At 67.0% G+C, this 13,805-nt stretch carries 10 protein-coding genes and 1 riboswitch; of the genes, 9 read left to right on the forward strand and 1 reads right to left on the reverse strand.

The features are described 5' to 3' along the window. From solA to ACFWF1_RS11430, 9 genes are all read left to right on the forward strand, one after another. Positions 1–1,164, forward strand: coding sequence for an N-methyl-L-tryptophan oxidase (solA, locus tag ACFWF1_RS11390; protein WP_379281680.1), 1,164 nt, complete (start codon positions 1–3; stop codon positions 1,162–1,164). Positions 1,165–1,213: 49 nt separating this feature from the next. Then, positions 1,214–2,353, forward strand: a complete 1,140-nt coding sequence (locus ACFWF1_RS11395) for an aromatic ring-hydroxylating dioxygenase subunit alpha (protein ID WP_379281681.1) — start codon at positions 1,214–1,216, stop codon at positions 2,351–2,353. Positions 2,354–2,360: 7 nt separating this feature from the next. Then, a complete protein-coding gene (locus tag ACFWF1_RS11400; RefSeq protein ID WP_379281682.1) occupies positions 2,361–3,842 on the forward strand; it encodes an aldehyde dehydrogenase family protein in 1,482 nt (493 codons plus the stop codon). A gap of 62 nt (positions 3,843–3,904) precedes the next feature. Further along, a complete protein-coding gene (locus ACFWF1_RS11405; RefSeq protein WP_379281683.1) occupies positions 3,905–5,434 on the forward strand; it encodes an APC family permease in 1,530 nt (509 codons plus the stop codon). Next, positions 5,427–6,983 (forward strand): GMC family oxidoreductase, encoded by a 1,557-nt coding sequence (locus ACFWF1_RS11410; RefSeq protein WP_379281684.1) that lies wholly within the window; start codon positions 5,427–5,429, stop codon positions 6,981–6,983. The genes ACFWF1_RS11405 and ACFWF1_RS11410 overlap by 8 nt, the downstream gene beginning before the upstream one ends. Positions 6,984–6,990: 7 nt before the next feature. Continuing rightward, entirely contained in the window at positions 6,991–8,853 is a 1,863-nt protein-coding gene (locus ACFWF1_RS11415; RefSeq protein ID WP_379281685.1) for a putative nucleotidyltransferase substrate binding domain-containing protein, read from the forward strand. 12 nt (positions 8,854–8,865) lie between these two features. Continuing rightward, positions 8,866–9,651, forward strand: coding sequence for an IclR family transcriptional regulator (locus ACFWF1_RS11420; RefSeq protein WP_379281686.1), 786 nt, complete (start codon positions 8,866–8,868; stop codon positions 9,649–9,651). A 210-nt stretch (positions 9,652–9,861) separates the two neighbouring features. Continuing rightward, positions 9,862–9,955: riboswitch (glycine riboswitch) on the forward strand. 40 nt (positions 9,956–9,995) lie between these two features. Then, positions 9,996–11,288, forward strand: coding sequence for a serine hydroxymethyltransferase (glyA, locus tag ACFWF1_RS11425; protein ID WP_379281687.1), 1,293 nt, complete (start codon positions 9,996–9,998; stop codon positions 11,286–11,288). Continuing rightward, positions 11,285–12,652 (forward strand): L-serine ammonia-lyase, encoded by a 1,368-nt coding sequence (locus ACFWF1_RS11430; RefSeq protein ID WP_379322169.1) that lies wholly within the window; start codon positions 11,285–11,287, stop codon positions 12,650–12,652. The genes glyA and ACFWF1_RS11430 overlap by 4 nt, the downstream gene beginning before the upstream one ends. An 86-nt stretch (positions 12,653–12,738) precedes the next feature. On the opposite strand, the gene ACFWF1_RS11435 is transcribed toward ACFWF1_RS11430, so the two are convergent. Continuing rightward, entirely contained in the window at positions 12,739–13,791 is a 1,053-nt protein-coding gene (locus tag ACFWF1_RS11435; protein WP_379281689.1) for a medium chain dehydrogenase/reductase family protein, read from the reverse strand. Positions 13,792–13,805 lie beyond the last annotated feature (14 nt).

Raw genomic sequence — 13,805 nt, forward strand, 5'->3', positions numbered from 1 at the left:
ATGGCCACGGCGACAAAGGGATACGACGTCATCGTGATCGGCGTCGGCGGCATGGGCAGTGCCGCCGCCTACCACCTCGCGGCGCGCGGACACCGAGTGCTCGGGCTGGAGAAGTACACGCCCGCGCACAACCGCGGCTCGAGCCACGGCGGCTCCCGCATCATCCGGCAGTCGTATTTCGAAGACCCCGCCTATGTTCCGCTGCTACTGCGCTCCTACGAACTCTGGGCGAAGCTGGCCGCGGACGCCGATCGCGAAGTCGTCCGCCTCACCGGCGGTTTGTACCTCGGCCCGCCGGACAGCCTGACGGTCGCGGGCAGCCTGCGGGCCAGCCGCGAATGGTCACTGCCGCACGAGGTCCTGGATGCCGCCGAGATCCGGCGGCGCTTCCCGAACTTCACCCCGGCCGACGACGACATCGGGGTATACGAGTCGAACGGTGGATTCGCCCGCCCGGAACTGACGGTGCAGGCCCACATCGACCTCGCGTTGCGAGCAGGTGCGACCCTGTCGTTCGGTGAGGAGGTGCTGAGCTGGGCCGAAACCGCTTCCGGTGTCACGGTAACGACGGCCAGGGCCACCTACGAAGCGGATCAGCTCGTCGTCTGCCCCGGGGCGTGGGCGCCACAGTTGCTGGCCGACTTCGGAATTCCGATCACCATCGAACGCCAGGTGTTGTACTGGCTCGATCCGATCGGCGGCACCGCGGCTTTCGAAGATCAGCCGATCTACATCGCCGAAAACGAGTCGGGCATGCAGATATACGGCTTCCCCGCCATCGATGGACCGGCGGGCGGGGTCAAGATGGCGTTCTTCCGCAAGGGCATCGTCTGCACGCCCGACACCATCGATCGCGTCGTCCACCCGCACGAGATCGACGAGATGCGAGATCGAGTCGCCGCCCTGCTCCCCGCGCTGGCCGGCCCGTGCGTCCACACGGCCACCTGCATGTACTCCAACACCCCCGACGAACACTTCGTCATCGCCCGCCACCCAGGCGGCACCCGCGTCACCATCGCCTGCGGCTTCTCCGGTCACGGCTTCAAATTCGTCCCGGTGGTCGGGGAGATCCTGGCCGACCTGGTCATCGACGCGACCACCAAACACCCCATCGCACTTTTCGACCCGCAGAGGCTGGTGACCAGTGGAAACTGCATCGCATAGCGATTCCATGAGGGGCGGCGGCCGGGCGACGGGTGGGCCCACGGCGGACATGACTTCGGTGCCGACACCGGCCCTGATCCCGACCCTCGGCGGCAAGTGGTACGTCGACGACGCCGTCTTCGCCGCCGAACAAGAGCAACTCTTCGAGCGAATGTGGTTCTGCGCCATCAGAACCGGCGACATCGCCCAGGCCGGTCAGTTCAAACGAGTACAGGTCGGCCGCGAAAGCGTCCTGATCGTGCGCGGCCGCGACGGCGCGTTGCGCGCCTTCCTGAACATCTGCCGCCACCGCGGCGCGATGCTGTGCACCGAGGACCAGGGCCAAGTGCGACGCAACCTGCAGTGCCCGTACCATGCCTGGACCTACGGCCTCGACGGCACGTTGATCGCCGCGCCCAATATGGCCGCACTGAAGGACGCCACCGGAGCCGACATCGATCGCGTCGCGTACGGCCTGGTCCCGGTCGCCCTCCGGGAATGGCTCGGCTATGCCTGGGTCTGCCTCGCCGACGAGCCACCGGCGTTCGAAGACGAGGTGATGGGCGCGGTCACCGAACGCCTCGGCGACCCGGCCGCGATCGACGCCTACGAGATCGACACCCTCGAGGTGGGCCGTCGAGTCGTTTACGACGTCGCCGCGAACTGGAAGCTCATCGTCGAGAACTTCATGGAGTGCTACCACTGCGCGACCATCCACCCAGAGCTCACCGAAGTGCTCCCCGAATTCGCGCAGGGGCTGGCCGCGCAGGTGTTCGTCGGTCACGGCGCGGAATTCGGCGCCGATATCGCCGGATTCACCGTCGACGGATCGCCGGGTTTCGATCGGCTGCCGGGGGTTACTCCGGAACAGGACCGTCGCTACTTCGCCATCACCATCCGGCCGACGGTTTTCGTCAATCTGGTCCCGGATCACATTATTTTCCACCGGATGTTCCCCGTGTCCGCGGACCGCACTATCGTCGAGTGTGATTGGTTGTACACCAAGGATGTGGTCGCCGCGGGACGAGATGTGTCCCGTTCTGTCGAATTGTTCCACCGGGTGAACGAGCAGGATTTCGCGGCATGCGAGCGAACGCAACCCACAATGTCGTCGCGCGCCTACCGTAAGGGCGGGGTGCTGGTGCCCGCCGAGCATCACATCGCGGAGTTCCACGAGTGGTTGTCCTGTCGTATCGGTGACGTGAGGTGACGTGAGAATGAATGGTGATCCGGATCTGCTCATCGGCGGTCGATGGACGCATGCCGCGGACGGTGGGGTGCGCCAGATCATCGATCCGGCCAACGGGTCCGTCGTCGCGACGGTGGACGAGGCGACGCCGCAGGACGCGCGCGACGCGGTGGCCGCGGCCCGCGCGGCGTTCGACGAGGGTGGTTGGGCGGCAACGCCGGTCGCCGAACGGGCGGCGCTGCTGTTGCGCATCGCCGACCTGCTGGCCCGCGACAAGGACCGGCTGGCCAGGCTGGAGACGGCGGACACCGGAAAGACGTTGGTGGAGAGCGAGATCGACATCGACGATGTGATCTCGGTGTTCCGCTACTACGCGAGCACGGTTGCGGTGCAGGCGGATCGGCTGATCGACGTGGGTGACCCGGCGGTGATCAGCCGGGTGGTGCACGAGCCGATCGGTGTGTGCGTGCTCATCGCGCCGTGGAACTATCCGCTGCTGCAGATGTCGTGGAAGGTCGCGCCCGCGCTGGCCGCCGGCTGCACCATGGTGCTCAAGCCGAGCGAGGTCACCCCGCTGAGCACCATCGAGTTCGCGCGGCTCGCCGAAGAGGCGGGCGTCCCCGCCGGGGTGCTCAACCTGCTCCAGGGCAGCGGCGCGGTGCTCGGCCCGGCGCTGACCGACAACCCCGAGGTCGACTTCATCTCGTTCACCGGCGGCCTCGCCACCGGCCGGACGATCAGCAAGGTCGCCGCCGAGCACGTCACCAAGGTGGCGGTGGAACTCGGCGGCAAGAACCCGCACATCGTATTCGCCGACGCCGACTGGGAGAGCGCGGTCGACCACGTGCTGACCGGTGTGTTCCTGCACTCCGGCCAGGTCTGTTCGGCGGGCACCCGGTTGATCGTCGAGGAGTCCATCGCCGAGGACTTCGTCGCCGAACTGGCGAGCCGGGCCGAGCGGATCCGGGTCGGCCCCGGCCTCGACCCGGCCACCGAGACCGGCCCGCTGGTCTCCGAGGAACATCGCGCGAAGGTGGAAGCGTATGTCGCGCTCGGTATTTCGGAGGGTGCGAAGCTGGTGACCGGCGGTGCGCGGCCGAGTGATCCCGCATTGCAGGACGGAAGTTACTACCTGCCAACCATCTTCGATCGATGCGACCGATCGATGCGCATCGTGCAGGAGGAGACCTTCGGCCCGATCCTGACGGTCGAGCGATTCGAGACCGAGGCCGAGGCGATCCGGCTCGGCAACGACACCGAATACGGTCTCGCGGCCGGCGTGCGCACCGCGGATCCGGCCCGCGGCGAGCGGGTGGTGCGCGCGCTGCGGCACGGCACGGTATGGCTCAACGACTTCGGCTATTACACCGCCGGTGCGGAATGGGGCGGGTTCAAGAAGTCCGGCAACGGACGCGAACTCGGCCCGACCGGCCTGGCCGAATATCAAGAAATCAAACACATTTGGCACAACACGGCACCTAAGCCGGCGGAGTGGTTCAAGGGCGTCTGATCGTTAGTTACAAATCTCGGCCGGACAGCCCGTACGGCCGCCCGCGGAAGGCACGGTAAGCAATGGTGGTCCAAGAACACGGTGTGTCCGACGACAGCGGAATGGAGGATTTCGGCTATAAGGAATCCCTCGACCGAAGTATCGGCAAATTCGCCAGCTTCGCGGCGGGGGTCAGCTATATCTCGATCCTCACCGGCACATTCCAGCTGTTCTATTTCGGTTTCGGCAGCGCGGGTCCCGCGTATCTGTGGTCGTGGCCGATCGTTTTCGTCGGACAGCTGGCTGTCGCACTGTGCTTCATGGAGCTCGCGGCACGCTATCCGGTCGCCGGGTCGGTATACAACTGGTCCAAATCGCTCGGCAGCAGAATCGTCGGCTGGTCGTCGGGCTGGTTGATGCTGACCGCCTCGATCGTGACCCTGTCCGCCGTCGTGCTCGCGCTTCAGCTGAACCTGCCCCGATTGTGGAGCGGCTTCCAGATCATCGGGGACGGCACCGGCGAATACGACTACGCCACCAACGCGGTCGTACTCGGCACGATCATGATCGTGTTCACCACCACGATCAACGCGCTCGGCGTGCGATTGATGGCGATGATCAACAGTGCCGGCGTCTTCATCGAGCTCATCGCGGCGGTGCTGATCGCGATCATCTTGGCGGCCAACGCGACTCGTGGCCCGCAGGTGTTCTTCTCCACCCACGGTTACGGCGCGGGGGAGTCCGGTGGCTACCTCGGCGCGTTCCTGGTGGCCTCGCTGGCCTCCGGCTACGTGATGTACGGCTTCGACACCGCGAGCTCGCTCGGTGAGGAGACGGTGGAGCCGCGGCGCACCGCGCCCAAGGCCATCCTGCGGGCCGTGCTGGCGTCCTTCGTCATCGGCGGCGCGATCCTGGCCTTCGCGGTGATGGCGGCGCCCGATCTGGACGATCCGCAGATCGGCAGCTCGAGCGGTGGCCTGCAATACATTGTGGAGCAGGTGATGTGGGGTCCGCTCGGCACTATCTTCCTGTGCTGCATCGTAATTGCCGTGACGGTGTGTTCGCTGGCCGTGCACACCGCCGCCATCCGGCTGACCTTCGCCATGGCTCGCGACAACGCGCTGCCGTTCGGCGAGAAGCTCGCCCGGGTGCATCCCAAGACGCAGACGCCGGTGGTGCCCGCCATCCTGATCGGCGTGCTGGCCGCGCTGATCCTGGTGGTGAACATCGGCCAGCCGAAGATCTTCACGGTGCTCACCTCGATCGCGATCATCATGATCTACCTGGCCTATCTGATGGTGACCGGGCCGATGCTGAAGAAGCGGCTCCAGGGGCAGTGGCCGCCGAAAGAGCTCGCCGCGGGCGGCTATTTCACGATGGGTCGCTGGGGGATGGTCGTCAACATCATCGCCGTGGTGTGGGGCGTCGGGATGGCGATCAACCTGGCGTGGCCGCGCGAATCCGTTTACGGCACACCCTGGTACAACACCTGGGGTGCCTTCGTCTACATCGGCGCCATCCTCGGCGCCGGGCTCGCCTGGTACGGGCTCAAGGGCCGCAAGCGAATCGGCACCTTGGCCTCACACGCAGTGGAGGTGCGCGGGAATGTCTGACACGGTGTTCGACTATGTGATCGCGGGCGGCGGAACGGCCGGGTGCGTGCTCGCCGCCCGGCTCAGCGAGGATCCGGACGTGTTGGTGTGCCTGCTGGAGGCGGGCCCGTCGGATGTCGGCGATCGCGCCATCCTCGAACTCACCCAGTGGATGCATCTGCTCGATTCCGGCTACGACTGGGACTACCCTGTCGAACCGCAGGAACGCGGGAACAGCTATCTGCGCCATGCGCGCGCGAAGGTGCTCGGCGGATGTTCCTCGCACAACTCCTGTATCGCGTTCTGGCCGCCCGCCGAGAATCTGGACGAGTGGGCGGCGCTGGGCGCGAAGGGGTGGGGTGCGGCCGATGTGTTGCCGTATGTCACCCGGCTGGAGAACAACGACGCGCCCGGCGATCAGCACAGCCGCAGCGGTCCGGTCCGGCTGCGCGATGTGCCGCCGGACGATCCATGCGGCGTTGCGGTGCTCGCGGCGGCCGCGGCGGCCGGATTGCCGACGGTGCAGTTCAATCGAGGTGCCACCGTGCGCAATGGGGCGGGCTGGTTCCAGATCAATGCCGCCGAGGACGGTACGCGCATGTCGACATCGCATGCGTATCTGCACCCGGTGCTGGATAAACGCCCCAATCTCGAGGTGCGCACCGACTGCTGGGTCAGCGAGATCCTCTTCGACGACGCGCACGGCGCGACCGGTGTGCGGTATCAACGCCCGGACGGCATCGGTTACGACACGGCCTCGGCACGGCGCGAGGTCATCGTCACCGCCGGTGCCATCGATACGCCGAAGTTGTTGATGCTGTCCGGGATCGGGCCCGCGGAGCACCTGCGCGAGATCGGCATCCCGGTGCTGGTCGACTCGCCCGGCGTCGGCGCCAACCTGGACGATCACGTGGAAGGCCTGGTGTTCTGGGACGCCGCGCGGCCGATGGTCGATACCTCGACGCAGTGGTGGGAGATCGGCCTGTTCGCCACGACCGACGAGTCGCTGCGCGTGCCGGACGTGATGATGCATTACGGCAGTGTGCCTTTCGATATGAACACGCTGCGTCGTGGTTACCCGACCACCGACAACGGTTTCTGCCTGACACCCAACGTCACGCAGGGCCGCTCACGTGGCACGATCCGGTTGCGCAGCCGCGACTTCCGGGACCGGCCGAAGGTCGACCCCCGGTACTTCACCGATCCGGACGGCCACGACGAACGGGTGATGCTCGCCGGCGTGCGGCTGGCCCGCAAGATCGCCGAGCAAGCGCCGCTGCGGGAATGGATCGCCGCCGAACTCGCCCCGGGACCGGACGCCACCACCGACGACGAGTTGATCAGCTACATCCACGCCACCCACAACACCGTCTACCACCCGGCCGCCACGGCCAGGATGGGCGCGGTCGACGATCCGACGGCGGTGCTCGACCCCGAGTTACGGGTGAAGGGGGTGTCGCGGCTGCGGGTGGTCGACGCGTCCGCGATGCCGAAATTGCCCGCGGTGAACCCGAACATTACTGTCATGGCCATGGCAGAGAAGTGCGCGGATCTCCTCCGGACCACGTGAGCCGGAGATGCCTGCGGAGGGCGAACTAGCGGCGTTCCTCGGCGGGCACGCGCCGTTCCAATCGATGTCGACCGCCGAACTCGACCGCCTCGCCGCGGCCTCGTCCCTGCACGAGTTCGCGGCGGGCGCGGTGATCAGCGACTACTCGACGCAGGTGCCCGACGACATCTGGATGTTGCGGACGGGCCGGGTCATCCTGCGCCGCAGCGGTCCCGACGCCGCCAGTTCACCCCGCGCCGACGACGGCCGCACGATCGATACCATCGAGGCCGGTGGGATCTTCGGCTACGTGCCGCTGCTGACCGGCGGTAGCGCCGAATTCGTCGCGCTGGCAGCCGAAACCAGCGTGCTGATCCGGTTGCCCGGCGCGCTGGTGCGCGCGCAGTTCGCGCAACCGGACGGGCTGGCGTTTCTGGCGTCCTCGGCGTGGAAGACGGTGTCCGGCAACCGGACTCCGATGGCGCAGGTGCTCGGCATTCGTCCGGCGGGTGAACTCCTCACGACGGCAGCGGTTTTCGTGACGCCCGACACCAGCGTCCGGGATGCGGTGATCCGGATGACCGAGCATCGCGTGTCGTCGGTGCTGATTCGGTTGCCCGACGGCGACTTCGGCATTTTCACCGATCAGGACCTGCGCGCCAAGGTGGTGGCGGCGGGGCTGTCGGTCGAGGTGCCGATCGCCGGGGCGATGAGTGCACCGGCTCGGCGGGTCAGTGCCGACCTGTCCGCCGAGACCGTGCTGATGGAGATGCTGGAGGCCGGTCTGCGGCATATGCCGGTGGTGTCGCGGCGGGGCGAGGTGCTCGGCGTGCTCGAAGACTCGGAGCTGCTCGCGGCGTCGGCGCGGCAGAGCTTCGTGCTGCGTCGGGCGATCGGCGCGGCGACGGATGCGAGCCAGCTGGCCCGAGCGGCTCGCGACATCCCGGGTACCACAGTCGAATTGTTCCGCAACGGGACGAAAGCGTCCGCGACGAGCGGCATTCTTTCCGTCGTGATCGACTCGGTGATCCGTAAGGCGCTCGAGCTGGCGCTCGCCGAATCGGCTGAGGCACCGGCCGTCGGGTTCGCGTGGCTGACGCTCGGCAGCATCGCCCGACGTGAGGCGATGCCGTCCTCGGACGTGGACAGCGCGCTGTCGTGGGCGGATGAATTGTCCACGGCCAGTGCACAACTGCGTGCGATCGCCGAGCGGACGCATGCCATTCTCGACGCGTGCGGGTTGCCCGCGGACAGCAACGGGGCGATCGCCTCGCGACCGAAATTCGCTCGTTCCCGGTCGGATTGGACGAAAGCGGCGGCACGCTGGCTGGATGATCCGCTTATCGATCGCGGGTTGGTGATGTCGTCGCTGCTGATCGATGGGCGGGTGGTGTGGGGTGATCCAGCGCTGCATGCGGTGCCCGCCGTGTTCAGCAGGATGCGGGCCGACTATCCGAATGCTTTGCGCCTGCAGTTGCTCGACGCGTTGTCCGGGCGGGTTCGGGCTCGGTCACTGCGGGACGTGCTCTCCCGGCGCGGCGGCACGTTCGATCTGAAGAGTCACGCGCTGGTCCCGATCGTCAACCTCGCGCGCTGGGGTGGGCTGGCCGCCGGGGTGACCGCCGCCACGACGCCGGTGCGGTTGGCCGCCGCGGCGTCGGCCGGGGTGATCGCCGAACGCGATGCCGCGGTGCTCACCGAAGTATTCGTCATGCTGCAGCGCATGCGGATGGTGCATCAGGTCGAGCAGCTGTCCGCGGGCCACCGGCCGGGCGATATCGTGCTGATGTCGGAGTTGTCCCCCTTGAATCGGAGCCTGCTCAACGACGCGCTGCGGGAGATCGCCGCCGTCCAGCGACGCGTTCGAGGTATCGCGATGACATCGGCTTAGAATGACGGCGTCATGGCGAAACAGGATGGTGAGGACCCGGGCCGGACCGCTGCGGTGCAGTCGGTCGACCGCGCACTGCTCGTGATGGAGATCATCGCCAAGCTGGGCCAGGCCGGCGTCACAGAGATCGCCGCCGAACTCGGTGTGCACAAATCTACCGTCTCCCGCCTGATCGCCGTGCTGGAATCGCGCGGTTACGTCGAGCAACTCTCCGACCGCGGCAAGTACCGGCTCGGCTTCTCCATCGTCCGGCTGGCCGGATCCACCAGTGCGCAGGTCGATCTCGTCGGGCAGAGTCAGGGCGCGTGCAACGCGCTGGCCGCCGAAACGGGGGAGACCACGAATATCGCTGTGCTGGACGGTAATCGGATCATCAATATCGTGGAGGCGGCGGGGACCGGGTCGATCGCGCTGCGGTCCTGGGTCGGGCAGAGCTGTCCGGCGCATGCCACGTCGAGTGGCAAGGTGCTGTTGTCCGGCCTGGAACCGGCGGTGTTGCGTAAGCAGGTCGGGCCGAAGTTGGAGGCGTACACCGAGCACACCCTGACAAAGGTCGCTGATCTGGCGGCGCAGTTGGTGGCGGTCAGGGAGAACGGATGGGCAAGTGTGCGTGAGGAACTGGAGATCGGGCTGAACGCCGTCGCCGCGCCCGTCTTCGACAGCAACGGGATGATCGTTGCGGCACTGAGCGTTTCGGGGCCGTCCTATCGGCTCGGTCCGGATCTCTTCGCGTCGACGGCGGAGCTGGCGATCGCGAGCGCCGCGGACATCAGTCATCGGCTGGGCTACTTCGGCTGACGAACTGGGGTACGGTTTCGTCATTGACAACGCGCGCGGCCGCCGACAATACTAAGTCGCGTGCCACGCCGTTGTTGCGCTATACGCAACACCTAGCGGTATCCGACAACTGAATACGCCGCACACGCAGCGGGAGATCTCCATCCAGGCGATGGAGAGCCGAAGGAGCAACACCTCCCGGGAATCTCTCAGGCCCAGTACCGCCGCGCTCAAGGCAACTCTGAAAAGTAGTGCACCACGCACTCGCCGACGGGGCAAACGCGATCCGCGTGAATCTCTCAGGCCATAGGACAGAGCGGGAGGAGCCACACCCCACGCGCGTATGCGTCGACGAAAGGCTCCCCATGGCTGATCCTGGCTCTGCCCTCCGCACCGAACTCGACGTCTCGCTGCGTGAATTCGACCCGGTCATCGCCGCGCTGGTCGATCAGGAGACCGGTCGCCAGCAGCGCGGACTGGAAATGATCGCCTCGGAGAACTACGCGCCGCTCGCGGTGATGCAGGCCCAGGGGACGGTGCTCACCAACAAGTACGCCGAAGGGTATCCGGGACGCCGGTATTACGGCGGCTGTGAGTATGTAGATCAGATCGAGACGCTGGCCATCGAGCGGCTGCGCGCGCTGTTCGGCGCCGAATACGTCAACGTGCAGCCGCATTCGGGCGCGCAGGCGAACGCGGCGGTGATGCACGCGCTGCTGCGTCCCGGCGACGGCATCCTCGGGCTGGCGCTGGACCACGGCGGTCACCTCACCCACGGCATGAAGGCCAACTTCTCCGGTCGTCTGTATGACGTTGCGGCATACCATGTTCGGGCCGAGGACCAGTTGGTCGACATGGCGGAGGTGGCGCGGCTCGCGCAGGAGCATCGGCCGAAGCTCATCGTCGCGGGCTGGTCGGCCTACCCTCGGCACCTCGACTTCGCCGAATTCCGGCGCATCGCCGATGAGGTCGGCGCGTATCTGATGGTCGATATGGCGCACTTCGCCGGGCTCGTCGCGGCCGGGCTGCATCCGTCGCCGGTGCCGCACGCGCATGTCGTCACCTCGACCACGCACAAGACACTGGGTGGGCCGCGTGGCGGATTCATCCTCGCCGCAGCGGATTTGGGGAAGAAGCTGGATTCGGCGGTGTTCCCCGGGCAGCAGGGCGGACCGCTCGAGCATGTGATCGCGGCCAAGGCGGTGGCCTTCAAGATGGCGGCGGAACCGGCGTTTCGCGAGCGGCAGGAACGGACCCTGGTCGGCGCGCGCGTGCTCGCCGATCGGCTGGTGGCCGAGGACTGCCGGGGCGCCGGTATCGGTGTGGTCAGCGGTGGCACGGATGTGCACCTGGTGCTGGTCGATCTGCGCGATGCGGAACTGGACGGGAAGCAGGCCGAGGACCTGCTGCAGAACCTGGGAATCACGGTGAACCGCAACGCGATTCCTTTCGACCCGCGGCCGCCGATGATCAGTTCCGGACTGCGGATCGGCACGCCCGCGCTGGCCGCGCGCGGCTTCGACACCCCGGCGTTCGCCGAGGTCGCCGACATCATCGCGACGGCGTTGTGCGGTGGGGACGCCGCGGCGCTCACCGCGCGGGTGGACGCGCTGGCCGAGCGATTCCCGCTGTACCTCGGGCTGCGGAACCCGGCGTGACGATCAGCGTCTTCGACCTGTTCCGGGTCGGCATCGGGCCGTCTAGTTCACATACGGTCGGGCCGATGCGGGCCGCGGCCGCGTTCGTCGAACGGCTGAAAGATGCCGACGTGCTGCACGAGACGGTCGCGATCCGGGTTCAGCTGTACGGATCGCTCGGCGCGACCGGCCGCGGGCACGGCACGGTCGAGGCGGTGGTCGCCGGGCTGTCGGGTGCGCAGCCGGAGAGCATCGACCCGGACACGATGAGCGCCACCGTTGCCGCGGCGCGCGCCACCGGTCAGCTGTTTCTCGGTGGCGCGCAGCCGATCGCGTTCGCTGTCGACAGTGACATCGAACTGCTCGGGCTGACAAGGTTGGCCTTCCATACCAACGGGATGCTGTTCGGCGCGTACGACGATGCGGGACGGGTGCTGCTCGAACGCCAATACTTCTCGGTGGGTGGCGGTTTCGTCCTCGACGAGGATGAGATCGACGGCCGGCCCGCCGACGCGGCGGTCGCGGTCGCGCATCCGTTCGGTTCAGCGGATGAGCTGCTCGCGATCACCGCCGCCACCGGGCAGTCGATCAGCTCGGTCGTGCTCGCCAACGAAATGTCTTGGCGCAGTGCGGAGCAGATTCGAGCGGACCTGCTCGACATCTGGAATGTCATGCGCCGCTGCGTCGAACACGGAATGTCGACGGGCGGGGTGCTGCCCGGCACGCTGCGAGTGCGCCGCCGCGCCGCGACCTTGTTCGAACGCCTTGGTACCGAGGCGGAGGAGAACGACCCGCTGCGCGCGATGGAGTGGGTCACGTTGTACGCGATGGCGGTCAACGAGGAGAACGCCGCGGGCGGCCGGGTCGTCACCGCCCCGACCAACGGCGCCGCAGGCATCATTCCCGCTGTCCTGCACTACATTCAGCGTTTCATCACCGACGACGAGGACAGCATCGTCGAATTCCTGCTGACCGCAGCCGCCATCGGCCAGCTGATGAAGGAAAACGCCTCGATCTCCGGCGCCGAAGTCGGCTGTCAGGGTGAGGTGGGTTCCGCCTGCGCCATGGCCGCCGCCGGCCTGGCCGCGGTACTCGGCGGCACCCCTCAGCAAATCGAAAACGCCGCCGAAATCGGCATGGAACACAACCTGGGCCTAACCTGCGACCCCATCGGCGGCCTGGTCCAAATCCCCTGCATCGAACGCAACGGCATAGCCGCCGTCAAAGCAATAACCGCCGCCCGCATGGCAATCCGAGGCGACGGCATCCACCACGTCTCCCTGGACCAGGTAATCCAAACCATGCGCGCCACCGGCGCCGACATGCTCGACAAATACAAAGAAACCTCCCGAGGCGGCCTAGCCGTAGCGGTAGTCGAATGCTGACCCCCAAAATCCGCACCCTAACTCGGGACATGCACTGGCTTTAGGGCCCTATTCCGAGTGCAGATCCCGAGTGAGAGTGCAGATCTTCAGCGGCGCTGGGGGTCGGGGACGATCACGACTTTGCCGGTGACGGTGCCGGATTCGGCGAGGGTGAGGGCTTCGGCGGCTTGGCTCAGGGGGATTCGGGCGGCGACCTGGGGGCGGAGGGTGCCGTCGGCGGCCAGGGCGAGGACCTTGCCGAGGTCTTCGTTGAGGTGATTGCGGAAGCGGGTGAGGTTGCGCTTGCCTGCCCAGATGTTGTAGAAGTGCGCGTTTCGCTTGTTGGGGAGCGTGTTCCACAGCATCAGCTGGCCGAACAGCTTCAGCAAGGGCAGGCGGGAGTTGCCTTCGTCGTTCTTGGTGGAGGCGGTGCCGTAGGCGACGAGGGTGCCGTGGTCCGCGAGCAGGCCGAAGGAGTCGACGATGCCGGGGCCGCCGACGTGATCGAATACCGCGTCGACACCCTCCGGTGCCAGCGCCCGAACCTGTTGCGCCACATCGCCTCGGTAGTCGACGGGGCTCGCACCCAGCGCCTCGACGATCGCCGCGTTCTTGGCCGAGGCGGTGCCGATCACCCGGATGCCTGCGGCCCGCGCCAGCTGGACCAGGGTCGAGCCGACGCCACCGTTCGCGCCGTGCACGACGATGGTCTGGCCGCGCTTGACCTTCGCGATCCTATGCAGCATCTGCCACGCCGTAATCCCGTTCACCACAAAGGTTTCCGCCTCCGCCGGATCGAGGGTCGATGGCACCGAGATGAGGTCCGCGGCGTCGAGCACGATGTGGCTGCTCCAGCCGCCGACCTTGGTCAGTGCGGCGACGCGACGGCCGAGCAGCGCCTGATCGACCGACGAGCCGATCGCGGCGACCGTCCCGACCAGGTCGTAACCGGGCACGAAGGGAAACGCGGGCTGGTCGTAGTACTTTCCGCGACGCATCTGCTGCTCCGCGAAGGAGACGCCGGAGGCTTCGACCTGGACCACGACCTGATCCGGTCCCAGCGGGGGCAGCTGACGCTCGGTGACCTGCAGGCCCTCCGGCTCGACCTGGCCGGGCAGGACGATCTCGACTGCGGTGATGGGCTGCGTGGTGGTGCTCATGAGGACTCCTGGTG

This window comes from Nocardia sp. NPDC060255 (assembly GCF_042727395.1).
Classification (GTDB): Bacteria; Actinomycetota; Actinomycetes; order Mycobacteriales; family Mycobacteriaceae; genus Nocardia.

What these genes read in the sequence shown, in the direction of transcription:
- solA (WP_379281680.1), top strand. Translation starts at nt 1, where the DNA reads ATGGCCACGGCGACAAAGGGATACGACGTCATCGTGATCGGCGTCGGC.
- ACFWF1_RS11395 (WP_379281681.1), top strand. Translation starts at nt 1,214, where the DNA reads ATGACTTCGGTGCCGACACCGGCCCTGATCCCGACCCTCGGCGGCAAG.
- ACFWF1_RS11400 (WP_379281682.1), top strand. Translation starts at nt 2,361, where the DNA reads ATGAATGGTGATCCGGATCTGCTCATCGGCGGTCGATGGACGCATGCC.
- ACFWF1_RS11405 (WP_379281683.1), top strand. Translation starts at nt 3,905, where the DNA reads ATGGTGGTCCAAGAACACGGTGTGTCCGACGACAGCGGAATGGAGGAT.
- ACFWF1_RS11410 (WP_379281684.1), top strand. Translation starts at nt 5,427, where the DNA reads ATGTCTGACACGGTGTTCGACTATGTGATCGCGGGCGGCGGAACGGCC.
- ACFWF1_RS11415 (WP_379281685.1), top strand. Translation starts at nt 6,991, where the DNA reads ATGCCTGCGGAGGGCGAACTAGCGGCGTTCCTCGGCGGGCACGCGCCG.
- ACFWF1_RS11420 (WP_379281686.1), top strand. Translation starts at nt 8,866, where the DNA reads ATGGCGAAACAGGATGGTGAGGACCCGGGCCGGACCGCTGCGGTGCAG.
- glyA (WP_379281687.1), top strand. Translation starts at nt 9,996, where the DNA reads ATGGCTGATCCTGGCTCTGCCCTCCGCACCGAACTCGACGTCTCGCTG.
- ACFWF1_RS11435 (WP_379281689.1), bottom strand. Translation starts at nt 13,791, where the DNA reads ATGAGCACCACCACGCAGCCCATCACCGCAGTCGAGATCGTCCTGCCC.